Source organism: Paraburkholderia lebeckiae (assembly GCF_014201005.1).
GTDB lineage: Bacteria > Pseudomonadota > Gammaproteobacteria > Burkholderiales > Burkholderiaceae > Paraburkholderia > Paraburkholderia tuberum.
In genome coordinates this window covers 515,356-540,609 of record NZ_JACHDK010000002.1, presented here as the reverse complement: position 1 = coordinate 540,609, position 25,254 = coordinate 515,356, and the positions used below count along the sequence as shown (strand labels likewise).

At 63.8% G+C, this 25,254-nt stretch carries 22 protein-coding genes and 1 pseudogene; 13 read left to right on the top strand and 10 right to left on the bottom strand.

The genetic code is table 11. The annotated features are described in order from the left end of the window. Positions 1 to 35: 35 nt before the first annotated feature. The 4 genes from HDG39_RS36020 to HDG39_RS05700 are packed head-to-tail and all read right to left on the bottom strand — an operon-like array spanning position 36 to position 6,700. Complete coding sequence (locus tag HDG39_RS36020; protein ID WP_184003949.1) at positions 36 to 1,220, bottom strand: Wadjet anti-phage system protein JetD domain-containing protein; 1,185 nt, start codon at positions 1,218 to 1,220, stop codon at positions 36 to 38. Beyond that, positions 1,217 to 4,588, bottom strand: a complete 3,372-nt coding sequence (locus HDG39_RS05710; protein WP_184003947.1) for an ATP-binding protein — start codon at positions 4,586 to 4,588, stop codon at positions 1,217 to 1,219. Before HDG39_RS05710 ends, HDG39_RS36020 begins: the two co-directional genes overlap by 4 nt. Further along, a complete protein-coding gene (locus HDG39_RS05705) occupies positions 4,581 to 5,237 on the bottom strand; it encodes a DUF4194 domain-containing protein (protein WP_184003945.1) in 657 nt (218 codons plus the stop codon). Before HDG39_RS05705 ends, HDG39_RS05710 begins: the two co-directional genes overlap by 8 nt. Before the next feature lie 2 nt (positions 5,238 to 5,239). Continuing rightward, positions 5,240 to 6,700: a DUF3375 domain-containing protein gene (locus HDG39_RS05700; protein WP_018417679.1), complete on the bottom strand. Its 1,461-nt coding sequence runs from the start codon at positions 6,698 to 6,700 to the stop codon at positions 5,240 to 5,242. A 437-nt stretch (positions 6,701 to 7,137) separates the two neighbouring features. On the opposite strand from HDG39_RS05700, the pseudogene HDG39_RS05695 reads away from it, so the two are divergent. Next, positions 7,138 to 7,389 (top strand): annotated as a pseudogene (locus HDG39_RS05695) (DUF2827 family protein); the annotation flags it as partial. On the opposite strand, the gene HDG39_RS05690 reads toward HDG39_RS05695, so the two are convergent. Further along, on the bottom strand, positions 7,353 to 8,201 hold the full coding sequence (locus HDG39_RS05690) for an amidohydrolase family protein (protein ID WP_409339015.1): 849 nt from the start codon (positions 8,199 to 8,201) through the stop codon (positions 7,353 to 7,355). The pseudogene HDG39_RS05695 and the gene HDG39_RS05690 sit on opposite strands and share 37 nt — an antisense overlap. A gap of 147 nt (positions 8,202 to 8,348) precedes the next feature. On the opposite strand from HDG39_RS05690, the gene HDG39_RS05685 reads away from it, so the two are divergent. The 11 genes from HDG39_RS05685 to HDG39_RS05635 all read left to right on the top strand — a co-directional run bounded on the left by HDG39_RS05685 (position 8,349) and on the right by HDG39_RS05635 (position 18,525). After that, entirely contained in the window at positions 8,349 to 9,023 is a 675-nt protein-coding gene (locus tag HDG39_RS05685) for a 2'-5' RNA ligase family protein (RefSeq protein WP_260327539.1), read from the top strand. Between the two features lie 447 nt (positions 9,024 to 9,470). Continuing rightward, a complete protein-coding gene (locus tag HDG39_RS05680) occupies positions 9,471 to 9,872 on the top strand; it encodes a DnaJ family domain-containing protein (RefSeq protein WP_018417683.1) in 402 nt (133 codons plus the stop codon). 113 nt (positions 9,873 to 9,985) lie between these two features. Then, complete coding sequence (gene tadA, locus HDG39_RS05675) at positions 9,986 to 10,597, top strand: tRNA adenosine(34) deaminase TadA (RefSeq protein ID WP_260327538.1); 612 nt, start codon at positions 9,986 to 9,988, stop codon at positions 10,595 to 10,597. Positions 10,598 to 10,623: 26 nt separating this feature from the next. Further along, positions 10,624 to 11,550: a muramoyltetrapeptide carboxypeptidase gene (gene ldcA / locus HDG39_RS05670; RefSeq protein WP_184003941.1), complete on the top strand. Its 927-nt coding sequence runs from the start codon at positions 10,624 to 10,626 to the stop codon at positions 11,548 to 11,550. A 320-nt stretch (positions 11,551 to 11,870) separates the two neighbouring features. After that, positions 11,871 to 12,584, top strand: coding sequence for a GntR family transcriptional regulator (locus HDG39_RS05665; protein ID WP_176108312.1), 714 nt, complete (start codon positions 11,871 to 11,873; stop codon positions 12,582 to 12,584). A gap of 368 nt (positions 12,585 to 12,952) precedes the next feature. Further along, positions 12,953 to 14,434 carry an NCS1 family nucleobase:cation symporter-1 gene (locus HDG39_RS05660; protein WP_184003939.1) on the top strand — a complete coding sequence of 494 codons (1,482 nt, stop codon included), beginning with the start codon at positions 12,953 to 12,955 and terminating at the stop codon, positions 14,432 to 14,434. 58 nt (positions 14,435 to 14,492) lie between these two features. Beyond that, on the top strand, positions 14,493 to 15,275 hold the full coding sequence (locus HDG39_RS05655) for an aspartate/glutamate racemase family protein (RefSeq protein WP_184003937.1): 783 nt from the start codon (positions 14,493 to 14,495) through the stop codon (positions 15,273 to 15,275). Positions 15,276 to 15,469: 194 nt separating this feature from the next. Further along, entirely contained in the window at positions 15,470 to 16,420 is a 951-nt protein-coding gene (puuE, locus tag HDG39_RS05650) for an allantoinase PuuE (RefSeq protein ID WP_184003935.1), read from the top strand. After that, positions 16,417 to 16,938, top strand: coding sequence for a 2-oxo-4-hydroxy-4-carboxy-5-ureidoimidazoline decarboxylase (uraD, locus tag HDG39_RS05645; protein ID WP_184003933.1), 522 nt, complete (start codon positions 16,417 to 16,419; stop codon positions 16,936 to 16,938). Before puuE ends, uraD begins: the two co-directional genes overlap by 4 nt. Before the next feature lie 67 nt (positions 16,939 to 17,005). Continuing rightward, on the top strand, positions 17,006 to 18,016 hold the full coding sequence (gene alc / locus HDG39_RS05640; protein ID WP_184003931.1) for an allantoicase: 1,011 nt from the start codon (positions 17,006 to 17,008) through the stop codon (positions 18,014 to 18,016). Beyond that, positions 18,013 to 18,525, top strand: a complete 513-nt coding sequence (locus tag HDG39_RS05635) for an ureidoglycolate lyase (protein ID WP_184003929.1) — start codon at positions 18,013 to 18,015, stop codon at positions 18,523 to 18,525. Before alc ends, HDG39_RS05635 begins: the two co-directional genes overlap by 4 nt. Positions 18,526 to 18,620: 95 nt before the next feature. Here the strand turns inward: HDG39_RS05635 and HDG39_RS05630 are convergent, their stop codons facing one another. The 4 genes from HDG39_RS05630 to uraH form a co-directional block, all read right to left on the bottom strand. After that, positions 18,621 to 19,970 (bottom strand): type II toxin-antitoxin system HipA family toxin, encoded by a 1,350-nt coding sequence (locus HDG39_RS05630; RefSeq protein WP_184003927.1) that lies wholly within the window; start codon positions 19,968 to 19,970, stop codon positions 18,621 to 18,623. Continuing rightward, positions 19,967 to 20,233 carry a helix-turn-helix domain-containing protein gene (locus HDG39_RS05625; protein WP_018417694.1) on the bottom strand — a complete coding sequence of 89 codons (267 nt, stop codon included), beginning with the start codon at positions 20,231 to 20,233 and terminating at the stop codon, positions 19,967 to 19,969. The genes HDG39_RS05630 and HDG39_RS05625 overlap by 4 nt, the downstream gene beginning before the upstream one ends. A 268-nt stretch (positions 20,234 to 20,501) precedes the next feature. Then, the gene (locus HDG39_RS05620) at positions 20,502 to 21,695 is read right to left on the bottom strand and encodes a urate hydroxylase PuuD (RefSeq protein WP_184003925.1); all 1,194 of its coding nucleotides are present in this window, start codon (positions 21,693 to 21,695) and stop codon (positions 20,502 to 20,504) included. 160 nt (positions 21,696 to 21,855) lie between these two features. Beyond that, complete coding sequence (gene uraH / locus HDG39_RS05615) at positions 21,856 to 22,209, bottom strand: hydroxyisourate hydrolase (protein WP_184003923.1); 354 nt, start codon at positions 22,207 to 22,209, stop codon at positions 21,856 to 21,858. Between the two features lie 546 nt (positions 22,210 to 22,755). On the opposite strand from uraH, the gene HDG39_RS05610 reads away from it, so the two are divergent. Next, positions 22,756 to 24,144: an 8-oxoguanine deaminase gene (locus HDG39_RS05610; protein ID WP_184003921.1), complete on the top strand. Its 1,389-nt coding sequence runs from the start codon at positions 22,756 to 22,758 to the stop codon at positions 24,142 to 24,144. Between the two features lie 101 nt (positions 24,145 to 24,245). Here HDG39_RS05610 and HDG39_RS05605 read toward each other — a convergent pair whose 3' ends face one another. Further along, complete coding sequence (locus HDG39_RS05605) at positions 24,246 to 25,178, bottom strand: LysR substrate-binding domain-containing protein (protein ID WP_018417698.1); 933 nt, start codon at positions 25,176 to 25,178, stop codon at positions 24,246 to 24,248. Positions 25,179 to 25,254: the final 76 nt, after the last annotated feature.

Below are 25,254 nucleotides of genomic sequence, written 5' to 3'. Positions count from 1 at the left end.
ATTCGAGTTGTACCTGGCGGTGAGATGGGGAAGTTCTAAGCGCAAGCCCGCTCTTCGAGCGCCGCCCTGACCCACCCGAATCCCACGCGCTCTTGCTCGAGCCGCAATCCATGGCGAATCCGGTTGTCGCGGAGGTCATCGAAGAGTTCCCGCTCTTCGGCAGTGAGCCGCGGCAGATCGCGCGTGACCTGATCGCCTTCTTCTCCCCAGAACGCTTCATGCGCCACCAGCGTCGCGCGGTCCATCAAGAACGATCCAACATGCGGGAACCGGCTGCGCAATTGATCGAGAATGGCGAAGCCGTGCGTGTCGATGTCGCCCCAGTAGTGGAGCGCACAGTCCGTGAGCCATCGCGCCGGCTCGAGAGCTTCCCAACCGTAGCCCGCCCCGAAGAGCACGATCGACTGCGGAACGTCGGGAAACGCCAAAAAATTTATCTCGTTTTCCGTAATGAACACGTGGCGGCATGGCAGTGCGAGGCGCGCGAAGCTGTCAGCGTCGAGTGCGATGTCGGGCCGGCCCATGCCGGGCAGAACGGCGAGCCTGTCATCGAGCGCGCGAAATCGAATCCGAGGCGGCTTCTCGCGGAACCCGTAGCGAGCAGCGAATTGGGCGGCGGCTGTCCGGCTGCTGTCGATTGACTCCGACGGCAGCACGAGATCGAGCCATTGGGCGAGGACGCCGCGCCGCGCCTCGATGAATTTCGTGTCGACGTTGGCGATTTCGGCTTGGCGAAGATATACGCCCGGCTGCGGATGTGCTTGCAGCCAATCGACGACCGCCAGCAGTCGTTCCCAATCGCCTGCGAATTCGAGTGCTTGCAACGGGCGCTGCGCAAGCCACGTGGTGAGCTTCGGCTGGCGGGAGCGTGTGATTTCGAGCAGCCGCTCGAACTGCGCTGCGTCGCGGCGCTTGCCGGCGACCGCGAGCGCATCGTCCAGACTGTCCACCCAAGCTGCTTGTGGCAAACGCTGCAGGCCGAGAATTCGATGATTGATTTCTCGCCATTCGATGCGTACGCGCGGTGTCGCGGAAATTTCCGCGATCCATGCGCGTACCGCCTCGAAGCGTTCGGCCAATTCGGACGAGCTCGGGCCTTTTATCGTTAGACGTAGCGGGAACAGCCCCTCGGTGCCGTCTACGAGGCTCCGCAGCCATTCGCCACGCTCCCATAGGCGCTGGAGGCGAACGCGCAGTTCGGCGGTCGTCGTCCAATTCATTGCTCGAACTCCGCCTTGCGCGCGCGGTACTCCTCGATCGACAGGTTGCGCAGCTTCGAGGCGCGTCCGCCCTCGTTCTGAACGAATCCGACGCTCGAAACGAACGGCTCGATGATGTGAATCTTCTGCAGCGGCGTGACGATCAGCAGTTGCAGGTTCAGTTTTTGAAACAAGGTGAGGCCGTATTGCGCCGATTCGTCGGAGCCTCGTCCAAACGCCTCGTCGATGACGACGAAGCGGAACGATCGAGAACGCACGGCGCCCCATTCGAGGCCGAACTGATAGGCGAGACTCGCGGCAAGGATCGTATAGGCGAGCTTTTCCTTCTGGCCGCCCGATTTACCGCCCGAGTCCGAATAGTGCTCGTATTCGCTGTCGTCCTCACGCCAACGCTCGCTGGCGGCGAACAGAAACCAGTTGCGCACGTCGGTCACTTTGGCGCGCCAGCGCCGGTCCTGCTCGGTCAACCCTTCGCGGCCGCGGAACCGGTCAATGATCCGTTTGACTTGCAGGAACTTGGTCTCCGAGTATTGGCTATCGTCCGAGCCGGTGAGTTCGCCCTCGGTGCAAGCACGCAGGTCGCTCTGGAATTCGCGGATCTCCGCGTCGGGGCTGGACTGACTCTCGAGGACGATGTATCGGCCCGCGTTGTAGTCGATTTGTCGCAACGATTCGTTGATGCGTTCGATACGTTCCTTGATCGTTTGCCGTTCGCGGGCGAGCTGGCCGTGGAAGTTGGCGATCTCGTTGATCGTATTGACGTTGAGCAGCTCTTTGAAACGCGCTTCGAAGCGCGGCAGATCGTCCGCTTGCAGCCGCGCGAGCATGTCACGGTACTCTGAGGTCGCGTCGAGGCTCGCATCGAAGTCGGCCGTTTCGAGCTTGTAGGCATCCTTGAAGGCCGCCATGGCCTTGACGATTTTTTCGGCAAGGCGGCCGAGCGACTTCGTTTCGTTGTCGATACGGGTTGTCAACGCCTCTCGCACGTCCCGCTCGCGGTTGTCGCATGACTCGACGGAAAGCTGGTGTTCGCCGAGAATCTCCGCTCGCAGCGCCTCGATTCGCTCGGCAAGTTCGGCATTCACTTCCGCAACGAGCGAGCGCGTCTCGTCGCGCAACGTTTGCGCTGCCTCCCGCCTGGCCAGGATACCGCCCAGTTCCGAGTCGGTTTCCGAGATCGCCGCTTCACTCTTTGTCAACGACGCTTGCGCCGAGTCCAATTGGGCCGTTAGCTCCGCGAGGGCGTCGCTTGCCGCTTCGAGGCGGGCTTTTTCGTCTGCCAGACGTGCGATCGCGGTCGCGCAGCTTCCCCAGTCGATGTCGCGGAAGTCGACGAACTCGCCGATGCGCGCAAGCGCCTCGAGCTGCTCGCGCACCTTCGCGTGCTCGCTTTGAGCTTCTCCAAGCTTCTGTCCGATCTCGCCAAGCCGAACCTCGAGCGCTCGCCGTTGTGCTTCGAGGGCGGCAATTTTGGCCGTGTTGCTCCAACCCAGCACGTAGCGGCTGCGATCGTCAAGCGGGTGGCGGTCGTCTTTTTCGTGGCGCTCGCCAGGCGCTTTCGCCTGGCCCGCACGCGTGATCGCGCGCATCTCGCGCCGAAACTGCTCCTGCGTATCGCAGCATGCATAGTTGAACCGGCGGCCGATTTCGCGCTCGAGCCAGCCATAGAACAGCGAATCGGGCTTGATCGCGAGTTTGTGCGCGAGCGAGTGGCGGTGTAGCTCGATGGCCTCGGCTGCACGCGCGGCGCGTTCAGAGCGCACGCGAAAGTAGACGAGCCGCCCCCGGAGATGAGTGCGATCGACCCACGCCGCGACGTTCGCATAGTGCTCGTCGGGCACGAGCAGCGACAGGCCGAAGTTGCGCAGGACGCGCTCGGCGGCGCCCTCCCAATCGCGCGCATCCTCCTGCACCTGAATGAGTTCGCCGGCGAACGGCAGGGCGTCCTCCTCCAGACCGAGCGCCGAGCATAGGCTCGCCCGCATCGCGACTTGTTCCTTCGGGATGTTGTTACGTCGAGCTTTCAGGCTCGCGATTTCGTCCTCTAGCAGATCACGCTGCGCTTTCCCTTCGCGAAAGGCCACGCTCCATTCGGTAATCGCATTTTGCTTTTGCGCTTCGTCGTCGACGAGCGAGCTGCGCCGCTCGGCCAGACGTTGGCGTTGGGAAGCGAATGCGGCCTCATCCGTGGCCTCGGTTTCGCCGAGCAGCGTAACGATGGTGGCATAGCGTTGCGCGCGTTCGCGGCGACGCGCGCTTTCTCGGTCGTGCTGGCGGATTTCGACCTCGAGCTGCGCGATGCGATCGCCGCCTTGTTCGGCCACGGCGCGGCGCAAATCGTCAACGCGCTGGCGCGCCTGGTCGCGCGCTTCTTCGTGCCGCGCCTTGCGTGATATTGCACGCGCGTGATCCTCGTCGAGCAATTGGAGGCGGCGCTCGATGAGGCCGAGCTTGAGCCCGGCGAAGTAGGGTTTCAGTGTTTCACGGCACGCTCGCCAGCCTTCGAGAACGTGTCCTTGCTCGCTGTGGCGATCGCAGTCGTCGACGAGCGGTGTCAGCAGTTCCACTTGGCGCTTGGCTTTCAGTACCGCCTCGTGCGCGCGATTCAGATCGTCGAAGTGAGTGATCAGTGCGTCGACGCGCGGTGCAACGTCGAACGGCTCAAGCATGTGGCTGCGTACGAAGTCGGTGAGATTGCCCACCGATTTCATCGATACCGTTTGATGGAAGAGTTCGAGCGCTTGCTCGTTTTCGATTCCAAAGCGCCGCCGGAACCAGGCGCTGTATTTCGGAAATGTGTCCTCGATTTCGGCACCCAGCCCGCGCAGCTTTTTGCGCAGCTGTGCGATGTCGGTGCCGAAGCGCGAGAAGTCAGCGGCGATCGAGAGATCGCGTTCGGCACAGACGAAGAATCGCGCGGGTTGAGCGTGTGCGTCTTTCATCCAGAACACCTGCGCGAGTGTGACTGTGGCATCGTACCCGGCGTTACGAAACACGCCCAAAATCACCGAATAGCTGTTATGGTCGCGCAGGCTCACGGGCTTGGCCGTCCCCGTGACCTCGTTGCGCTCCGACTTGTAGTAGCCAAGCACGTACGAGCGTAACGTACGTTCCTTGCTGTCCGCGCCTGCCGCCTTGTTGTAGGCGATGCGCTGCGCGGGCACGAGGAGGGTGGTGATGGCGTCGACGAGCGTCGACTTGCCGGAGCCGATGTCTCCTGTCAGCAGGCCGTTGCGGCCATCGACCCGCAGCACCCAGACTCGTTGGTCGAAGGTTCCCCAATTGAAAACCTCGAGCCGCTCGAGGCGAAAGCCCGTCAGGGCGTCGTCGATGGCAAAATCGAGGCCGAGCGTGCGCGGCTCATTCATCGCGACTCTCCTGTTGGTCAGAACCCGTCGAATCTTGAAGGTGGTGCGCCCGATAGCTCGCGAGCCGGGCGTCGAAATCGAGCAGCCATTGCGCATCGACGAACGCCTTGAGAATGCGCCGCACCTCGAATGTGGGCGGTCCGCTCGTGGTCTTCATCCGGCGTAGGAAGCCGAGCTCGACGATCTTGTTCACGTGTGTATCGATTTGATCGACGAGGCGCGCCTCGTTGGTGCTCGCGGGAAGGAATACGCGTACGAGCTCGACGATGTCCTCGCGCACAAGGACGAGCCGCGTGTCGCCGCCGCCAGCATCCCATTCCGCCAGCTTCTTTCGCAGCAGCGCGAGCAGCAGGCTCACGGGGAACGAGAGTGGACGCCGGGCAACGAGCCGGGGTAGCTTAGCCTGTTCCCCATCGACTTCAGCGTCATGCGCGGCGCGGCTTTTTACGAAGGCGTAGCCTTCCGCCTCGTCCACGACGAGCTCGAGGCCAAGCACGGCGACGTAGTCGCGCGCGTGCGTCTGCAATTCGAGCAGTGCGGCCCAGAGGCGCTCGTTTCCATCACGATAAACCACGCCCTTGAGCAGCGCGATGGCAACTGTCGACAAATCACCTCGACCAGGCGACGAGGCTTGCTGTTCTTGCGTCATCTCTACCTTGTGAAAATCACACGCGGCATCGTCGTGCGCTTAATGATTGGTGTTCCGTTGGCGTCGTTCGCCTGCCACTCGATCGTATCGGAAATGGTCTCATCGACGGTCGCGCGAAATGATCCAGCTTCGGCGCTCAGTTGCAAATAGGCGACGAGCTCGGCGAGCCCATGCTCGAGAGGCTGCGAAGCGGTCAGTTCGGCAAGCGTCACTTGCGGCCGATCTTGCAGGCATCGGCGGATATGGCCTGCGAGGCGCGCGCGATCGACGACGATCTGCGTGTAGAGTGCCGAGGCATCGAGGTTCGCCTCACCGGTTTCGATAGAGACGTTGGCAATGAGAGGGCGCAGCGCCGGCGCGTAAAGCGGGCGTTCCATCGGCAGCTCGATGTCAGTGGATGCGGTCTCGATCTCCATGACGGAGCCTGGTGGGGGCGCTTCGCGCAGCGCAAGCGCTTTCGTTTCGATGCCGCGCAGAATGTCCATGATGCGGCGGTTTTCGAGCCACGCTTGATCGTCCAGGAAGCGTCGAAGCTGCTGCGAGAGCTGAGCTACCGTGCGCTGCGTATGCTCGCCGGCTTCCAGCCAGTCATAGTGGACGCGCCGCGTGCGCGCGTCGGGCCTCATTTCCATGACCGCCGGCAGCGCCAGCACGCGCTCGAGCCGTTTCGAGAGTTCCTCTTGACGGCGGCTCGACATCAGGAAGTCCCAAAACGCCCGGAAGCTGCTGCCCTGGTCCGAATCGGCGATCGCGTCGCGCTCGCCCATGATTTCCTCGATGAGCGCACCCTTCGATCCTTCCCAGAGCGCGATTCGCTCGCGCACATGTCGGTCCAGCAGCCGAAAGTTTTGTTCGACTTCACGGAAATCCGTGAGCAGGTCGCGCGCCATCTGCATGAATTGCTGAAAGCGGTCCTTGAGCGCGGCATCGTCGAGCAGCCGAACGTCACCGGCCTCCACGCGGGCGATTTCTTCGTCGATCTGGCCGCGCCGCGTGTGGAGCTCGGCAAGACGCTTTTCGGGGTCCGCCTCGCTGCCTTCGCCCATCTGCCGCAGCAGCTCGAAAAGTGTCAAGAGCCTCGATTCCGTGCCGACAAAGCTGCGTTCCGTCAGCGTGCCGAGCCACGCGATCGCTTTCTCCGTGGCGGGTGTCAGGTCGAACTGCGGTTCATCGGAACCTTGGCGATAGTACTTGCGCAACCATCCCTTTTCAGGGCTGGCCCAGTCGTTCAGATACTCGAGCGCCGGCTTCGGGAAGGCGTCATCGCCGAGTTGTTCGCGCAACGCGTAAAGCTCATCTTCGAGTGCTTCGGCAAGAAGCGGAGCCGCCACCACGCGCACGTTTGGCGCGACGAACACGCGGTGCAGGAAGCTGACAGCGAGCGGCGCGTGGTCGGAGCGTAACAGGCGCCAAGCGGGATGGCGCGTGCGCAGCGCATCGAGGGTAGGGTAGTCGAGGGGCATCGGTGCGAGATGACGGGTTCGGCACCCCTGAGGAGATCGCCGATCTTTGGCTCAAAAGGCCAGTATCCTACTCCGATTGTCATCCCAATTTTGCACGGCTCCGCTCTGGAATGAGTCTCACGGTGTTTCTGGCGGTGTACGTGGGCGCCGGCGCAGGGGTTCGCGCACGGTATCGACGACGGTATCGAATCGGCTTCAGATGCTCACATGCCGTTCACATTAGTTGGCATTTGCGCAGGCATTGTCGAATGAGATTCTATTCCTGCGCTAAATGTTGTGCGGATTCAGGCCGTTCAGCAGAACATCGCCAACGTGGTGCGCAGCGCCCACCCACATATTGCGATGGAGATGCGTAGGCGCGAGTGCGCGCGTCACCGGCTACACCTTCGTCAAGATCGCCTCGACGCTCCTCAACAATTGTTGGTTCTGACCTGAACATGCGTATCGGGATTTCCGTCGTCACCCGTGCCGGCCAGGACATCTGGCAGAACGGTCTGGGGCAGAACGTCATCTTTCTCGCCGAACTGTTTCAACGACTGCCGTTTGTGAACTCGGTTGTCCTGATCGATGTCGGTGACCAGTTCGCGATGTCGCCGCAGGTCGACACGAATGCGAAAGCGCCGCGCGTCATGGCGACCGCCGAAGCGACCGATCAGGTCGACGTGATCGTCGAGATGGGCGGCGCTGATCGCGCGAGCGCCGCGGTAGTCGTCGCGCGCGGCGCAAGGGCGAGGTGTCGTTGCGAGAACAGAATTGCCAACGTATCCCGGCGCATCAGGTCTTCGCTGCCGCCGTGACTCGCGTCAGAACCCGAAGACCCGCAGCGCGTTGTTGCCGCGATCGCGTCGCGTTGCTCCTTCGGCAGACGCGCGGTGTTGGCGAACGCGCCGCGGATGTCGTATACCTGATGCGGCCTGTCGGTCCCGAACATCACGCGATCCGCGCCGACCACCGAGACGAGAAATTCGAGTGACGCCGGGCTATACGTGATGCAGTCGTAGTAGATATGGCGCAGATAATCGATCGGCTTGCGCTTCATCTTGCGACGTTGCGGGATCTCGACCTCGTTGCCTTTCTCGAAGCGGCCCGCCAGATAAGGCAACGCGCCGCCCGCATGTGACGCGATGAGCTTCAGATTCGGATACTGATCGAAGAAGCCTTCGAAGATCATCCGCGTGATGGCGAGCGTCGTGTCGAACATGAAACCAACCGCCCAGCTCAGATCGAACTTCGTCATGTCCATCAGATCGACGCCGGGCGGATCGGTCGGATGCACGAGTACCGGCAACGCGCGACGGTCGATCTCGGCCCAGATCGGCGCGAACATCGGATCGGTGAGGCTGCGTCCCGCGATGTTCGCGAGCACCATCACGCGCTCGCGCCGTTCTCGCAGGTGCGGCGCAGTTTCTGCATCAAGTCGACGAGCGGCATCCGCAAGTTGATCGACGAAACGTTGTTCACGCTCGGCATGCGCAAGGCGGTCGAGTACGAAGTGTCCTATATGACGACCGGGCTTTCGACGGTGCAGCCGGTCTCAGTTGCACACGGCCTGTCCTACTGTATGAATATACAGTATCATGACTGCAATGGGCCGCTAGTGCGGCGGTGTGCGGATCGGCGGAAAAAATCAGCGAAGGAACGAGGCGCGATGGCTGAACAACTGTGGTTGCCCGGACTCGAGGCGCCGCCCCCGCTCACCGACGGGCTCTTTTTCGCGGTCTATCCCGATGCCAATACCGCGGCCGGTATCGCGAAGTTCGCGCAGCAGCTTTGCATGGAGGCACGCGTGCGTAGCGGCGGGCACAGCGGCGTGCGCGGCAAACCGCTCGCGGCGAACCGTCTGCACGTCACGCTCAGGCATCTCGGCAATTTCGCGGGCGGCTTGCCGGCGGATGTGGTCGAGGCGGCGAAACGGGCGGCCGCGGCGGTCAGCATGGCGCCGTTTACGGTCGAATTCGACGCGGTCGCCAGCTTCGCGAAAAGGCCGCGGCTCGGGCCGGCGGTGCTGGTGGGCGAGGACGGTGTGCACGGACTGCAGATGCTTCACGATGCGCTCGAAGCGGGTTTGCGCGACGACGGCATCGAGCCCGACGCACGTTTTACGCCGCACGTGACGCTGGCGTACGGGATGCAGTGGATCGAGCGCCGTACGGCCGAGGCGGCGTGCTGGAATGTGCGCGAGTTTGCGCTGATGCACAGCCTGCTGGGACGGACCAGACATATCGTCCTCGCGCGGTGGCCGTTGGTGGGGCCCCGAGCTGAGGGAGGCGGCGTAGGCCACCTCGGTGACGAATTCGCGGCTGTTTCGCGAGGCGCCCGCTAGAACCGCACGCTCGTCCCGCAGCCCCCGGCATAGGCGCCGCCGCTCGCCGCGGCGCCACCGCAAAAAACGCCGCAGCCGGAAAGCAGCACGGCCGCGGTAATCGCCGCCAGCGCGCTACGCACGCCGTTCCGCCGAGACGCTTGCTGGCTCCCTCGCACTGGCTGCGCGGCGCAGATCGGATGCGGTTCCGCGACGGGGAGAGCACTGGGACGGCCGATCGATGTGAATGGCATGGCGGCATCAAATTCGACGAGAGGGAACCTCTGCGTGCCGCGCCGGTTAAGCGCCGCGCGCGTTGTGCGACTTGGTGACTTACTCTAAGTCCACGCTGAAGCACCGTCAAATGCCGAGTTGCCGGCAAATCGGTGCCTTTATGCCGTCACGTGAGCACGGAGCGTCCGTGCGCTCCCTGATAGAATGCTCGGGCCGCAACGTTGTGGATTGCAGATGAAATTGCTTGATGCGCTTGTCGAACAGCGTATTGCCGCCGCCGCCGCGCGCGGAGAGTTCGACGACTTGCCGGGTGCGGGCGCGCCGCTGGCCCTCGACGACGATGCGTTGGTGCCGGAAGAGGTGCGCGTCGCCAACCGGATTCTGAAAAACGCGGGCTTCGTGCCGCCCGCCGTTGAGCAGCTTCGCGCGTTGCGCGATCTGCAAACGGAGCTGAATGCCGTGAGCGATCAGCCGACCCGTTGCCGTCTCCAGGCGCGCATGCTCGCGCTCGATATGGCGCTCGAATCGCTGCGCGGCGGCCCGATGGTCCTGCCGCGCGAATATTGCCGCCGCATCGCGGAGCGTCTCTCGGAGCGCGTGGGCAATGTCGATGTAGCCGCCGCGGGTTCGCAGTGAACGAGTCGCTCCCGTGTGCCGCCTCGATCGGCTCTTCTGCGCAAGCCGAGGCCGGCGAGAAATCCGTTGGCGCTTGCATCGGCGCGGTCTTCGCACCGGCGGCTGATCACCCGATGGCCGCTGCCGCCATCCCTCCCGGAAATTCCGACGCTGCCATCATCTCCGAACGCGACCTGCGCTTCATGGCGCTCGCTCAGGCCGCCGCCGAAGAAGCGCGCGCGGCCGGCGAAGTACCGGTCGGCGCGGTGCTCGTGCGCGGCGATGAAGTCATCGCCACGGGCTTCAATCATCCGATCGGCGCGCATGACCCGTCCGCGCACGCCGAAATGGTCGCGCTGCGCGCAGCCGCGCAGTCGCTCCAAAACTACCGTCTGCCGGGTTGCGAACTCTATGTGACGCTCGAGCCTTGCCTGATGTGCGCCGGCGCGATCATGCATGCGCGCATCGCACGTGTCGTGTTCGGCGCGCGCGATCCAAAAACCGGCGCGTGCGGCAGCGTGGTCGATGCGTTCGCGAATCCTCAGCTGAACCATCACACGACGGTCAGCGGCGGCGTCCTCGAAGCCGAATGCGGTGCCGCGCTCAGGTCGTTTTTTGCCGAGCGGCGTCGGACGAGTCGCGCGGCCCGCGCGGCGGCGCGCGGCGAAACGGCGGAAGCGGCCGAAGCGGGCGTTGACACCGCCACACCCTCCAGCAGCGAACCGCCTCCAACCACGCCGCTCTAAAACATCCACGCCCAACGGGTCTCGCCATGACCGCTTCTCGCACCATCGAACTGATTGCGCCATCCGGCTATCCGCATGATCCGGAGGTGCTCCATCGCGCGCTGCATCGGTTGCGTGCGCAGGGGCATCGAGTCGACGGCGAGGAGGCCGCGAAGCGCCGCTACCAGCGCTTCGCCGGCACCGACGGCGAGCGCGCGGCCGATCTGAACCGGCTCGCCGATCCATCGCGTGAGCTGCCCGATGTCGTGTTGGCCGTGCGCGGCGGCTACGGCGCGGTGCGGATTCTGCACGGTCTCGACTACGAGGGGCTGCAGCGGCGGCTCGCCGATCAGCCGATAGCGCTGGTCGGTCACAGCGACTTCACCGCGATCCAACTGGCGCTGCTCGCGCGCGCCGGCTTGAAGACCTTCGGCGGCCCGATGCTGATGAGCGATTTCGGCGCCGAGCAGCTCAGCGAATTCACGATGCGGCATTTCTGGTCGGCGTTGACGCAGTCGACCATCACGGTCGAGAGCGACACGCCGCAAGCGCAGAGCGTCGACGTAACGGGCACGTTGTGGGGCGGCAATCTGGCGGTGGTGGCGTCGCTTGTCGGCACGCCGTATATGCCGCTGGTGCAGGGCGGCATCCTGTTCGTCGAGGACATCAACGAGCAGCCGTTCCGCATCGAGCGGATGCTCTATCAGCTGCATCTGGCCGGCATCCTTGCACAGCAGAAGGCGTTGGTGCTCGGTGATTTCTCGGGCGGCAAGCCGTACGACTACGACAACGGCTACGACCTGTACGCGATGGTCGAGCAAGTGCGCTCGCTGATCGGCATTCCTGTCGTGACGGGGCTGCAGTTCGGACACGTTCATAACATGGTGACGCTGCCGGTCGGCGCGGACGCGCGTCTGGTCGCCAATGCGCATGGCTTCAGGCTGACGGCGTCGGGCTATCCGAGCATTGGCTGAAGCCGCCATAGGCGGGGCGGAGGGGGCGGATCGCCCGCTTTTTTTTTGCATCAGCAACGCAACTAACTGTCGGTATTTTCACACTCACCACCCCCAAAGCCTTCGCCAATGTTTTCAGTTTTTGTTGACAAAAATTGGCTGCCAGTACTCGTCTTGGCATTGTCAAAACCGGGTAAGATTCCCGCCAAGACAACCGAACAGCTTGGGTCACAGGGCATCTGCTGACGCAACGCAGCACGAAAAATGTCGAAAATACACGCAAAAATTGTTGACAATATTTGTGTCCGTCCTATGATGACCAACATACCGAGACGCCAATCATGTCCGACACCGAATCCGTCGCGAACAGTTCGAAGCCCGAAGCAATCGCCGAGCGCATCCGCGCGGCGATCCTCGAGCACCGGCTGGCACCCGGCGCGAAGCTCACCGAAGCTCAGCTATGCGAAGTATTCGGTGTGAAGCGCGGCCCGATCCGCCAGGCGCTGTCGCAGCTGGCGGGTGAGCGCCTCGTCGATCTCGAGCCGAATCGTGGCGCGTTCGTCGCGAGTCCGTCGCTGCAGGAGGTGCACGAGGTGTTCGAAATGCGCCGCATCATCGAGCTGGCCGTCGTCGAAAAGATCTGTAGCGGACACGGCATGCGGCGTTTGAAGAACATCGGCGGCATGATCGGCCGGGAACGCAAGGCATTCGAAACGCGTGATTTTCCGGCATGGATCCGCTTGTCGGGCGAGTTTCATACGGAGCTCGCGAACCTGACCGGCAACTCAGTGTTGTGCGATTGCCTGAACGGGCTGGTCGCGCGTTCCACGCTGATTTCCGCGCTGTATGAATCGCTCGGACGCAGCCCATGCTCGTTCGAGGACCACGAAGCGATTCTCGCCGCGCTCGACGCCGGCGATGCGAAGCAGGCGGCCGCGCTGATGTCGCGCCATCTGCAAAGCGTCGAGTTGAAGATGCTGGAGCGCCCCGCGCGTGGGGCAGCGGATCTGCATGAGGTATTCGGCGCGCTCGCGCCGAAAGAAACGTCCACGTAAAGAGCCGAAGCCGACTGCACCCCAGGCTGAGGCAAGCAGCAGGCGAGCGCCCGTTGGTGGTGCGCGCCGCACTGAATTGAACTGAACCGACAGATGCACGGCTAGGCGGCCTCGCGTGAGCGCCGCCGGCTTGAACACGCACGTCCGTCGCGAGACGACGGACTTTCAGGTAGCGACGCATCGCCGGAACTCCGCGGCGGCTGGCGATGCGACAACCACAAGTACGTCAGTACGGAGACACGCGCGGCACGGTCCGAGACCACGACGCCGACTTCTTCGACCCTCGCGGGACGAGAAGCGAGCAACTGGCATGGCCGATGCAGTGTCCGTCGATGCTCTTTCGACGGTCCTTATCCAAAGGAGGAATCATGGCTCAGTTCAGTGCAGCGCCAGGCAGTCACCCCATCTCCAACTATCCGGACGGCACGGCTCAAACCGATCCGTCGATGCCGGCCGGCTACAGCGAGCGGCTCTACAACGAGGACCTCGCGCCGCTGCGCGCGCAGAACTGGAACGCGTACAACATCTTCGCGTTCTGGATGTCGGACGTGCATAGCGTGGGTGGCTATGTATTCGCGGGGAGTCTCTTCGCGCTCGGCCTGACGAGCTGGCAGGTGCTGGTCGCGTTGCTCGTCGGCATCACGCTCGTGAACGTGCTGTGCAACCTGATCGCGAAGCCGAGCCAGCTGAACGGCGTGCCGTATCCGGTCGCGTGTCGCGCGACCTTCGGCGTGCTCGGCGCGAATGTCCCGGCAGTAATTCGCGGCCTGATCGCGGTCGCGTGGTACGGCATCCAGACCTATCTCGCGTCGAGCGCGCTCGTGATCGTCGTGCTGAAGTTCGTGCCGCAACTGCTGCCCTATGCGGACGTGCATCGGCATGGTCTTTTCGGTCTGTCGACGCTCGGCTGGGCGGGCTTCATGCTGCTGTGGGTACTGCAGGCGCTGGTGTTCTGGCACGGCATGGAGACCATCAAGAAGTTCATCGACTTCGCCGGGCCAGCCGTCTACGTCGTGATGTTCATTCTTGCCGGCTACATGGTGTATCGCGCGGGTTGGCGCAACATCGGCATCAACCTCGGCGGCGTCAAATATCACGGCATGGAAGTGCTACCGGTGATGATCACGGCTACCTCGCTGGTGGTGTCGTACTTCTCGGGACCGATGCTGAATTTCGGTGACTTCTCGCGCTACGGCAGGAGCTTTCGCAGCGTCAAGCGCGGCAACTTCTGGGGCCTGCCGGTCAACTTCCTCGCGTTCTCGCTCGTCACGGTGATCACGACCGCGGCCACGCTGCCGGTGTTCGGCGAACTGATCACGGACCCGGTCGAGACGGTGGGCCGCATCGACTATCCGATGGCCGTGATTCTCGGCGCGCTGACCTTCACGATCGCGACGATCGGCATCAACATCGTCGCGAACTTCGTGTCGCCGGCCTTCGACTTCTCGAACGTTGCACCGCGTCTGATCAGCTGGCGCGCGGGCGGCATGCTCGCGGCGGTCGCGTCGGTGTTCATCACGCCGTGGAACCTGTTCAACAATCCGGCCGTGATCCACTACACGCTCGACGTGCTCGGCAGCTTCATCGGACCTTTGTACGGCGTCCTGATCGTCGACTTCTACCTTGTGAAGCGTCAGAAGATCGTGCTCGACGATCTGTACACGGTCGCGCCGAGCGGCTCGTACTGGTATCGCAACGGCGTCAACTATCGCGCGGTCGCCGCGTTGCTGCCGGCCGCGCTGATCGCGGTGATCTGCGTGATGGTGCCGGGGCTCGACGGCTGCGCGAATTTCTCGTGGTTCATCGGCGCGGGACTCGGCGCGCTGTTTTACCGGATGCTCGCACGCTGAGTTTCGAGGCTTTGCGCAAGATTTCGCCGCTGCAATCACGAGTCGAACTGGAGTCGCCATGCGTATCAAACTGATCAATCCGAACACGACGCGCCGCATGACCGAGGCGATGGGGCGCTGCGCGCGCGACGTCGCCGCGCCCGGCACCGAAGTGATCGCCGTCAATCCGACGATGGGGCCGCCGTCGATCGAGGGCTATTACGACGAAGCGCTCGCCACGCCCGGTCTGCTCGCCGAAGTCGAGGCGGGCGAGCGGGACGGCTGTGATGGCTACGTGATCGCGTGCTTCGGCGACCCCGGTCTCTATGCGGCCCGCGAGTTGGCGCGCGGCCCGGTGATCGGCATCGCCGAGGCGGCGATGCACGCGGCGAGCGTGCTCGCGCCGGGCTTTTCGGTCGTGACGACGCTCGCGCGCACCTGCGGCATGGCCTGGCATCTGGCCGAGCGCTACGGCATGAAGCGCTTCTGCCGCAACGTGCGTGCGACCGACGTCGCCGTGCTCGATCTCGACCAGCCGGGCTCGGCGGCGCGCCGCATCATCCTCGACGAATGCCGGCGCGCGCTCGCCGAGGACGGCTCGGACGCGATCGTGCTCGGCTGCGCGGGCATGGCCGAGCTGTGCGCGGAGATCGAGGATGCGCTCGGCGCGCCGGTGATCGAAGGCGTGACGGCGGCCGTCAAATGGACCGAGGCGCTGGTCGCGCTGCGTCTCGCGACGGCCAAGCGCGGCGACTACGCGCGGCCGCTCGCGAAGCGCTACGACGGCGCGCTCGCATCGTTCAGTCCGGGTCCGCTGCGGGTAAACGCCGAGTCGGCGGACTCGCACATACACTCGCTGTAACACGCACTATCTGCCCGGCTGTATGGGCGCACCGGGGTGTTTTCGCTACACTGGGTCAACTCGGCGCTGCGGTTTCCGCAGCCGCTGAAGCCGCCCGTTGCGTGGCTACACGTGTGAACCCCGCACCGTTGCCGAGGGGTTTCGAACCGCGTTCACGCGCATTCCTGGTCCCGTCACTACGCATCCGTCAAACCATGCCACTCGACCCGAACTACCCACGCGATCTGATCGGCTACGGCCGCCACCCGGTGCATCCGAACTGGCCGGGGCGAGCGCGCGTTGCGGTGCAATTCGTCCTCAATTACGAAGAGGGCGGCGAAAACTGCGTGCTGCACGGCGATCCCGGTTCCGAGCAGTTCCTGTCGGAGATCGTGGGCGCGGCGGCGTATCCGGCGCGGCACATGAGCATGGAGTCGATCTACGAATACGGCTCGCGCGCGGGCGTGTGGCGCATCCTGCGCGAATTCGAAAGGCGCGACCTGCCGCTGACGGTGTTCGGCGTCGGCATGGCGATCGAGCGGCATCCGGAAGTCGCGCAAGCGTTCGTCGAACTCGGGCATGAGATCGCGTGCCACGGCTATCGCTGGATTCACTATCAGGACATGTCGCCGGAGCAGGAAGCGCAGCACATGCGCCTCGGCATGGAGGCGATCGAGCGCGTGACCGGCGTGCGGCCGCTCGGCTGGTACACCGGCCGCGACAGTCCGAACACCCATCGGCTGGTCGCCGAATACGGCGGCTTCCTGTACGACTCCGATTACTACGGCGACGATCTGCCGTTCTGGATGGACGTCGAGGTGGCGGGCGGCAAGACCGTGCCGCAACTGATCGTGCCGTACACGCTCGACACCAACGACATGCGCTTCGCCACCCCGCAAGGCTTCAACACCGCGGAACACTTCTTCACCTACCTGCGCGACGCATTCGACGTGCTGTACGAAGAGGGCGACGAAGTGCCGAAGATGCTGTCGATCGGCATGCACTGCCGGCTGCTCGGGCGGCCGGGGCGTTTCCGGGCGCTGCAGCGGTTTCTCGATCACATCGAACAGCACGATCGCGTGTGGGTGTCGCGGCGCGTCGATATCGCGCGGCACTGGCACGAAACTCATCCTTACCAGCAAGACAGCCGCGAGGCTGCGGCATGAAGGCGATGCAATACACCCTGGACCAACTCAACAATATCTCGACCGACGCGTTCGTCGCGGCGCTGTCGGGCATCTTCGAGCACTCGCCGTGGGTCGCCGAAGTCGCGGCGCGAGAGCGTCCGTTCGCGAGCATCGACGAGCTGCATCGCAGGATGTCGCAGATCGTCGAAACCTCGGGCGAGGACAAGCAGCTCGCGCTGATCAACGCGCACCCGGAGCTGGCCGGCAAGGCCGCGGTGCGCGGCGAGCTGACCGCCGAGTCGACGCGCGAGCAAAGCGGCGCGGGTCTCGCGCAATGCACGCAGGAAGAGTTCGACAAGCTGCATGCGCTCAATCACGCGTATCGCGAGAAATTCGGTTTTCCGTTCATTCTCGCGGTGCGCGGCTACGACCGCCACGGCATCATCGCGACCTTCGAATCGCGCGTGAACAACAGCCGCGCCGACGAACTGCGCGCGAGCCTCGATCAGATCTATCGCATTGCACGTTTGCGGCTCGACGACCTGATCGGCGCGTGACGCGCGCCGCGTCACGCAGCGAGCCGTAACGTTTTTCCCGCACCAATCGATCTCAAGGACGACAAAGATGGCACTTCCGATTCTCGACCCCAACGCACCGGAATTCACGCGCCGTTACGTGAACCTGGCGGACCCGCGTCTGGGCGCGCAGGCGCTCGAGGCCAGCGACGAATTCTTCGCGCCGAAGGACCGCATGCTGAATCCGGAACCGGCCGTCTTCATTCCGGGCAAGTACGACGACAACGGCAAGTGGATGGACGGCTGGGAAACGCGTCGCAAGCGCACGACCGGCTACGACTGGTGCATCGTCAAGCTCGCGCGGCCCGGCGTGATCAAGGGACTCGACCTCGACACCAGCCACTTCACCGGCAACTTCCCGCCGGCGGCGTCGGTGGAAGCGGCGCGCGTTGCGGATGGCGAGCCGAATCAGGCGACGCAATGGACCGAGATCGCGCCGTCGACCACGTTGCAGGGCAATAGCCACCACTACCTCGAAGTCGGCGACGCGAGCGCGTACACGCATCTGCGCGTGAACATCTATCCGGACGGCGGCATCGCGCGTCTGCGTGTTTACGGTCAGCCGCAGGTCGACTGGGCCGGCGCGAGCCGCACCGAGCAGTTCGATCTCGCGGCGATGGAAAACGGCGCGTATCTGGTCGGCGCGAACAACCAGCACTTCGGCGCGGCCTCGACGCTGCTGATGCCGGGTCGCGGCGTGAATATGGGCGACGGCTGGGAAACGCGTCGTCGTCGCGAGCCGGGCAACGACTGGGCGATCATCGCGCTCGCGCAGCCGGGCGTGATCCGCAAGATCGAAGTCGACACCGCACACTTCAAGGGCAATTATCCGGATCGCTGCTCGATCCAGGCCGCGTACGTAAAGGGCGGCACCGACAGCTCGCTCGTCACGCAGGCGATGTTCTGGCCGGTGCTGCTCGGCGAACAGAAACTGCAGATGGACAAGCAGCATTTCTTCGAGAGCGAGATCGCGGCGCTCGGGCCCGTCACGCATGTGCGCTTCAACATCTATCCGGACGGCGGCGTGTCGCGTCTGCGTCTGTGGGGTACGCTCGAATGAAAACGCTCGCCATCGAACCGCTGACGAAAGCGGCGTTCGCCGCATTCGGCGACGTGATCGAACTCGAAGGCGCGAAGCAGATTCCGATCAACCTCGGCACGACGATCCGCTATCACGACCTCGCGAAAGTCGACGTGGCCGATGAGCACGGCCGCACGCTCGTCAATCTGTTTCGTGGCCAGCCGCGCACGCTGCCGTTCGAAGTGAAGATGCTCGAGCGTCATCCGCTTGGCAGCCAGGCGTTCGTGCCGCTCAACGACAAGCCGTATCTGGTCGTCGTCACCCCCGCGGGCGAACTCGACACGAAGAAGATCCGCGCGTTCGTCACCACTGGCTGGCAGGGCGTCAACTACGCGAAAGGCGTGTGGCACCATCCGCTGATCGCTTTGGGCGAGACGAGCGACTTTATCGTCGTCGATCGTGGCGGCGAGGGGCTCAATCTGAACGAGCAGGATCTGGCGGAGTCGCTGTGGCTCACGGAAGATGCGTTGAGCGCGGTGGCGGTTTGATGGCGATGCAGCTGCCGGGTCGCCGGCAGCGTTGCGGTTCGAAGAACAGGCCCGCGACGTGCGTTACGTCGTGGGCTTTTTTGCATGGATGGCGATCACTTGCGCCTGCCGAGCAGCGGCGAATGCCCGATGACTTCCCTTGACCGTTCGGGCGGCTCAGGCGCCGAAAATCCCGCTGCTTCGATCGCCGGCTTGAGCCCCCTGAATTGCACGCTTTTCTTTGGCGAGCGCAGCGATGTCATGCCGTCGTCCCACGCGTGCAGCATCTGTTTCGCGACCGTGCGCCACTGCGGTTCGTTGCGTGCTGCTTCGATCAACTCATGGCCGACCTCGACAGCCGAATCGCACAGCGCTTCGATCATCTGCGCATATTGGCGCGGAGCGATGCCCATGCGCGTGTTGAAAAATCGTTCCAGCGCTTTACCGGCTGCCCAGGTCTTCCGGCCGTCCACAGGCAAGCCGGGCGGATTGGCTGCGAAGCGCGGATAAGCCTGCGTCGTCACGACATCGTAGACGGGCGTGAACGCGACATCGTCGACCGACGTATAGAACAGTGCGACGTTCTTGGTGTGGCAGTCCGCATTGCGCACGACGTAGTTGGTCAGCAGATGCCAGCCGAGCTGCTGGAGTTGCATCCGCGTGGTGTCGCGATCGAGCAGATAGGCTCTCGCCGCGTTGAGCATTTTCTCGCTGGTCGAATTGTATTTTTCGTGCGGCGGCAAACCGAGCAGGCCGCACAGGTCTTCCACCCCGTACGCCGGCAGTCCTTGCGCGTCCACATCGAAGCGCTCGACGATCAGTGCGCGGCCATCGTCCGACATCTGCGTGCGCGCAACGGACGCAACCCCAAGCCGTTCCAGCACGCGCATCGAATAGAACTCGTTGAAGCCGAGAAAGGGTGTGTTGTCGTCGGAACCTTTGACGATGTGACGGCTCGTTCGAATCGTCGGCTTACCGAGCTGCAACGGCGGTGACGCAGCAGACGGCTGCGCCTCTGGCGCGATGAACTTCGGCACGACGCCCGAAATAGCCGCTCGCGCGTATTCACGTACGAGTTGCGCGAAATGTTCGGCGGTGTTGTCGCCGTGCAGGATGTGCTGGACGTCGAGCGCCTGAAGTTCCGTGCCCGGCGCGACACCTTCGGGCGTGACAGTGACCCGGCCAATCCCCATCGAACCCACGACGGCGAGCAACGAGAGATCGGTTCCGTCCAGCAACGGGCCGAATTGCTCGCGGATCAGATTCAGTAGGTAGCCCTCGGGCAGGTTCTGCCGGAAAAACGGATGCAGGTCGCGCGGCCAGCGCCAGGCCTCTTCGCGCACCGGCATCGTCAGACTGACGAAGTCGGCCGCGCTCGCATCGACGTTGTATTTGAGGACATAGTCATCGCGCTCGCGAAACAGCGTGGCAACGTGCTTGCCTAGTACCTGAACGTCGAGCTTCATGGCTGCGCATCCGGGCTGCGCTGTTCGGCGAGGATGTCCTCAAGCGTGCGGCCGTGCCCGTGCGCGACGAACTTGAGGTCGTAACCGGCGGCTTCGAGCAGGCGCACGAGCACGGACACGCTCATATCGTTTTTGGCGAGCGTTTCCATCCGTGCGACGGTCGTGCGGGCAACGCCCGCGCGGCGCGCCAGGTCTTCCTGCGATAGTTTGCTGTCTCGTCGTACGGCTTTGAGCATGTCCGAGACATCGGCGAGGTTGGTCATTTGTAGCCTCAGGGCGTCAAATTCGGCGAATCTGAGATTAATTGTAGCTCAAGGGGTACAAAACATTAATTTGTTTTGTGTCTCAAGGGCTACAATTTCAGTGGATTTACAGATTTTGTGGCCCAAGGGCTACAAAATGAAATGTCGATCCGGTTGACTGCACCCGTCGCCATCCCAAAACGACAGCGGGCTTGCCGCTCACGTGACAAGCCCGCTTCACATTCCAGCCTTTACCTCGGCGCCGGACCCGTGATCCGGACAGACATCCTTACTTCGCCGCGCCACCCTCGAACCACGCGGCGATCTTCATCCGCTCGTCGTCGGTCATATGCGTGACGTTGCCGAGCGGCATCGCCTTCAACGTGACCGCCTGCTGGTAAATGCGCTGCGCGTTCTGCGAAATTTCGTCGGGCGTATCCATCAGCACGCCGGCGGGCGCGCTGCCCATCATCGTCGGATGCGCGGAGTGGCAGGCCACGCAGCGCTGCTGCAGCACCGGCGCGATGTCGGCGACCTTCAGCGCCGGCGCGTTGGCGGCCTGCGCCTGCGGCACCACCGGACGCGGCATGGTCCACACGAGTGCCGTGCACATCAGCGCGACGCCGACGAGCGGCAGATACCACAACACCTGGCCGCGATGGCGCATCACGAAGAACTGACGGATCAGCGCGCCGGCCAGCATGATGACGACGAGCACCGCCCAGTTGTACGGATGCGTGTAGGTCATCGCGTAGTGGTTCGACAGCATCGCGAACACGACCGGCAGCGTGAAATACGTGTTGTGTACCGAGCGCTGCTTGCCGCGCTTACCGTAGATCGGGTTCGGCGTGTCGCCCTTCAGCATCGCGTCGACCATCTTGCGCTGGCCCGGAATGATCACGAAGAACACGTTGGCCGACATGATCGTCGCGAGCATCGCGCCCATGATCAGATACGCCGCGCGGCCCGCGAAGATATGGCAGGCGAGATACGCCGCGATCAGCACATAAACGCCGACGCAGATGCCGAGCAGCCTGTCGCGCGTGCCGAGAATGCGGCACAGCGAGTCGTAGACGATCCAGCCGGCCGCGAGAAAACCGATCGCCGAGGCGACGGCGACCACCGGACCCATGTCGAGCACGTTTCTGTCGATCAGGTAGGTGCTCGGCGAGAACAGATACAGCACGGTAAAGAGACCGAAGCCCGACAGCCACGTCGTGTACGACGGCCATTTCGACCAGTGCAGGTCTTCGGGCATTTCGGGCGGCGCGACCGTGTACTTCTGCATGTTGTAGAAGCCGCCGCCGTGCACGTGCCACAGCTCGCCGAACACGCCGCGACGGCGCTGGTTCGGATCGGTCGGCGGCTTCAGGCTGTTGTCGAGCGCGACGAAATAGAACGATTCGCCGATCCATGCAATGGCGACGATGACGTGGAACCAGCGAATCGCGAGGTTCAACCAGTCGGTGATAAAGCCTTCCATGAAACTCCTCCACTTCTGATTCGTTGCGCGCGCGATGACGGTCGACGTCGTCGGTCTTCGCGCCGACTGCGGGATAAAGGACGCAGCTCGCGGGTTGTTATGGGTATCGCGGGGCGCTTGTGCCTGGTTGTGCCTGCTTGTCCCGGTCGGGCGCGGCGCGCTAGCTGCCCCGATACGTGCTGTACGAAAACGGCGACACCAGCAGCGGCACGTGATAGTGCGAGTCGGCTTCGGCGACGCCGAAGCGCAGCACGACTCGATCGACGAAGCGTGGTTCCGGCACCTTCGTGCCGAGCGAGGCGAAGTAGTCGCCCGCGCCGAACACGAGTTCGTACTCGCCCGCGACGAGCGAGTCGCCTTCGAGCAGCGGCTCGTCGCAGCGGCCGTCGTGATTGGTGACAGTGGTTTTGAGCGCGCGGCGCGTGTCGCCCGCGAGCGCGAAGAGTTCGACCTTGATGCCTGCGCCGGGACGGCCGTTCGCGGTGTCGAGCACGTGGGTAGTGAGCTTGCCCATTCGCAATGGTCCTTGTGTGAATGCGAGGTGTCGGCGGCGGCCCGATCCATTACGTTTGCGGCGGATCGAGGCTCCACGTCAGTGGCTACATACCCGTCGGCGAATCGAAGCGAGCGCCGTGGCAGCCATTGTAGAAAGGATGCTCTGTCCCGAGCGCGAGCGATAGGAAAGATAATAGTTCGCGCATGATGGACAGCCAGACGAAAGCCGCGCCGGCTCATCGGCCGATCGTACCGGCGCCAAAAATGCACCACTATATTGGTGGTGTGAAGTTGGGTATCGCAACCGCGCGGGTTGTCAGCGGGATTTTGGCTACCGAAGGTAAGCGTTGTGCGGCGCGACCCACGCGAACCCGATGCGGTTCGCGCGAGGTGGCGGCGCGACACACCCGTGCAAAGGCAGGCCTTTGGCATGGAAAACCCCGAAGACGGCGACTCACGCTGGGTAACCGGGCCAATGGCGTTCAACGGAACGCGACGGCACGGTGGCGTGCCGCCGCATCGCGTTCGAACGGCTTTGCATGCAGGCAATCAGGCGGACAGACGAATGACGATGAATGAAGCACTGAAACAACCCGGTAAAACGATGCTCGTGAAGCACGCGGACGTGCTGGTCACGATGGATGACGAGCGGCGCGAACTGCGCGACGCCGGGCTGTATATCGAGGACAACCGGATCGTCGCGGTCGGACCGACCGCGCAACTGCCGCAATCGGCCGACCAGGTACTCGACCTGCACGGCCATCTCGTGATTCCGGGCCTCGTCAACACGCATCACCACATGTACCAGAGCCTCACGCGCGCGATTCCCGCCGCGCAGAACGCCGAGTTGTTCGGCTGGCTCACGAACCTGTACAAGGTGTGGGCGAACCTCACGCCTGACATGATCGAAGTATCGACGCTGACCGCGATGGCCGAGCTGCTGCTGTCGGGCTGCACGACGTCGAGCGACCATTTGTATATCTATCCGAACGGCAGCCGTCTCGACGACAGCATCGCGGCCGCGCGCCGAATCGGCATGCGCTTTCATGCGGCGCGCGGCAGCATGAGCGTGGGACGCAAGGACGGCGGCCTGCCGCCCGATTCGGTGGTCGAGCGCGAAGCGGACATCATGAAGGACACGCAGCGTCTGATCGAGACGTATCACGACGATGGGCGCTACTCCATGCTGCGCGTCGTCGTGGCGCCGTGCTCGCCGTTTTCGGTGAGCCGCGACCTGATGCGCGAATCGGCGGCGCTTGCGCGCCAGTACGGCGTGTCGCTGCATACGCACCTGGCGGAGAACCTCAACGACGTCGCGTACAGCCGCGAGAAGTTCGGCATGACGCCGGCCGAGTATGCGCACGATCTCGGCTGGGTCGGCCATGACGTATGGCATGCGCACTGCGTGCAACTCGACGACGCGGGCATCGCGCTGTTCGCGCGCACCGGCACCGGCGTCGCGCACTGTCCGTGCTCGAACATGCGGCTCGCGTCGGGTATCGCGCCGATCAAGCGAATGCGGCTCGCGGGCGTGCCGGTCGGGCTCGGCGTCGACGGTTCGGCGTCGAACGACGGTGCGCAGATGATCGGCGAAGTGCGCCAGGCGCTGTTGCTGCAGCGCGTCGGTTTTGGGCCCGATGCTATGACCGCACGCGAGGCGCTCGAAATCGCGACCCTGGGTGGTGCGCGCGTGCTCAATCGCGACGACATCGGCGCGCTCGCGCCCGGCATGGCCGCGGATTTTGTCGCGTTCGATCTGCGTGAGCCGCATTTTGCCGGCGCGCTGCACGATCCGGTGGCGGCTCTGGTATTCTGCGCGCCGTCGCAGGTCAGCTATAGCGTGATCGACGGCAAGGTGGTGGTGAAGAATGGGCAGTTGGCGACGCTCGAACTCGGGCCGGTGCTCGAGCGGCACAACGCGCTCGCGCGGCAGCTTTACGAGGCGGCGGCTTGAGCTCGAGCGGAACGGGCGGCACTCGCGCCGCGCCGCGCGCAAGCCGCGAGTCGCTGATCCGTGAGCGGTGGCGCCCGGTGCGATCGGCGTCGCAGGCGGCGTCAGGACTTGTCGATCAAGGTCCGGGTCGCCTCGCCAACCAGGCCGCGCAGCCAGCGCACTTCGTCGGAGTAATGCACGCGCTCGTGCCACAGCTGGTAGTACTGCATCGGCGGAAAGTCGAGCGGCGCGGCCACCACGGTCAGCGGCAGGAACTTCGCGTAGTAGTCGGCAAAGAGGCGCGTCGTCGTGAAGATCAGATCGGACTTGATCAGCACGTACGGCGCGAGATTGAAGTAGGGCAACGTGACGACCACATGGCGCTTGAGCCGCTCGCGCGCGAGATGCACGTCGATCGCGCCGCGCTGGCCGACCGAATACGGCGTCGGCGCGAGATGTGGCGCGTTCAGGTACTGGTCGAGCGTGAGCCCGCCGCGTTTGGCGAACGGATGCGCGTTGCTCATCAGGCAGACGATCTGATCGACGAACAGGTTCGACAGATGCAACTGCTCGGGCGGCTCCGGCCAGTTGCCGACCACGATGTCGAGCTTGCCGTCCTCGAGCGCGAGTTCGTAGTCGAACGCGGGGCCGAGCGAATGGAATTCGAGCGTTGCGTTCGGCGCGGCCTGGCGGAAACGTTCGACGACCGTCGGCACGAACAGGACGTTCAGGTAGTCGGGACAGCCGATCCGGTAGCAGCGGATCGAGGTGGCCGGATCGAAGTTGTGCTGCTGGAACTTGATGCGCTCGATTTCGCGCAGCGCGTTCTGCACCGGTTCGAGCAGGCGCAGACCGTACTCGGTCGGCACCATGCCGGACTTGCCGCGCACCAGCAGCGGGTCGCCGGTGATGTCGCGCAGACGGCGCAGCGCCGCGCTGATGGCGGGTTGGGACTGGTTCAGTTTGACGGCGGCGCGGGTGACGCTGCGCTCCATCAGTAGCGTGTGCAACACGCGCAGCAGGTACGTGTCGATCGCCTCGCGTTGCTGGCTCATGGATTCTCCAAATATATGTGCAGGCTGATCGAACGAGCGTGGGGGTATATGCGTTTTAATATGGACGAAAAACGGC

Coding starts and splice junctions, on each gene's coding strand:
- HDG39_RS36020 (WP_184003949.1), bottom strand. CDS start 1,220: ATGAATTGGACGACGACCGCCGAACTGCGCGTTCGCCTCCAGCGCCTA.
- HDG39_RS05710 (WP_184003947.1), bottom strand. CDS start 4,588: ATGAATGAGCCGCGCACGCTCGGCCTCGATTTTGCCATCGACGACGCC.
- HDG39_RS05705 (WP_184003945.1), bottom strand. CDS start 5,237: ATGACGCAAGAACAGCAAGCCTCGTCGCCTGGTCGAGGTGATTTGTCG.
- HDG39_RS05700 (WP_018417679.1), bottom strand. CDS start 6,700: ATGCCCCTCGACTACCCTACCCTCGATGCGCTGCGCACGCGCCATCCC.
- HDG39_RS05685 (WP_260327539.1), top strand. CDS start 8,349: ATGGCTGAACAACTGTGGTTGCCCGGACTCGAGGCGCCGCCCCCGCTC.
- HDG39_RS05680 (WP_018417683.1), top strand. CDS start 9,471: ATGAAATTGCTTGATGCGCTTGTCGAACAGCGTATTGCCGCCGCCGCC.
- tadA (WP_260327538.1), top strand. CDS start 9,986: ATGGCCGCTGCCGCCATCCCTCCCGGAAATTCCGACGCTGCCATCATC.
- ldcA (WP_184003941.1), top strand. CDS start 10,624: ATGACCGCTTCTCGCACCATCGAACTGATTGCGCCATCCGGCTATCCG.
- HDG39_RS05665 (WP_176108312.1), top strand. CDS start 11,871: ATGTCCGACACCGAATCCGTCGCGAACAGTTCGAAGCCCGAAGCAATC.
- HDG39_RS05660 (WP_184003939.1), top strand. CDS start 12,953: ATGGCTCAGTTCAGTGCAGCGCCAGGCAGTCACCCCATCTCCAACTAT.
- HDG39_RS05655 (WP_184003937.1), top strand. CDS start 14,493: ATGCGTATCAAACTGATCAATCCGAACACGACGCGCCGCATGACCGAG.
- puuE (WP_184003935.1), top strand. CDS start 15,470: ATGCCACTCGACCCGAACTACCCACGCGATCTGATCGGCTACGGCCGC.
- uraD (WP_184003933.1), top strand. CDS start 16,417: ATGAAGGCGATGCAATACACCCTGGACCAACTCAACAATATCTCGACC.
- alc (WP_184003931.1), top strand. CDS start 17,006: ATGGCACTTCCGATTCTCGACCCCAACGCACCGGAATTCACGCGCCGT.
- HDG39_RS05635 (WP_184003929.1), top strand. CDS start 18,013: ATGAAAACGCTCGCCATCGAACCGCTGACGAAAGCGGCGTTCGCCGCA.
- HDG39_RS05630 (WP_184003927.1), bottom strand. CDS start 19,970: ATGAAGCTCGACGTTCAGGTACTAGGCAAGCACGTTGCCACGCTGTTT.
- HDG39_RS05625 (WP_018417694.1), bottom strand. CDS start 20,233: ATGACCAACCTCGCCGATGTCTCGGACATGCTCAAAGCCGTACGACGA.
- HDG39_RS05620 (WP_184003925.1), bottom strand. CDS start 21,695: ATGGAAGGCTTTATCACCGACTGGTTGAACCTCGCGATTCGCTGGTTC.
- uraH (WP_184003923.1), bottom strand. CDS start 22,209: ATGGGCAAGCTCACTACCCACGTGCTCGACACCGCGAACGGCCGTCCC.
- HDG39_RS05610 (WP_184003921.1), top strand. CDS start 22,756: ATGACGATGAATGAAGCACTGAAACAACCCGGTAAAACGATGCTCGTG.
- HDG39_RS05605 (WP_018417698.1), bottom strand. CDS start 25,178: ATGAGCCAGCAACGCGAGGCGATCGACACGTACCTGCTGCGCGTGTTG.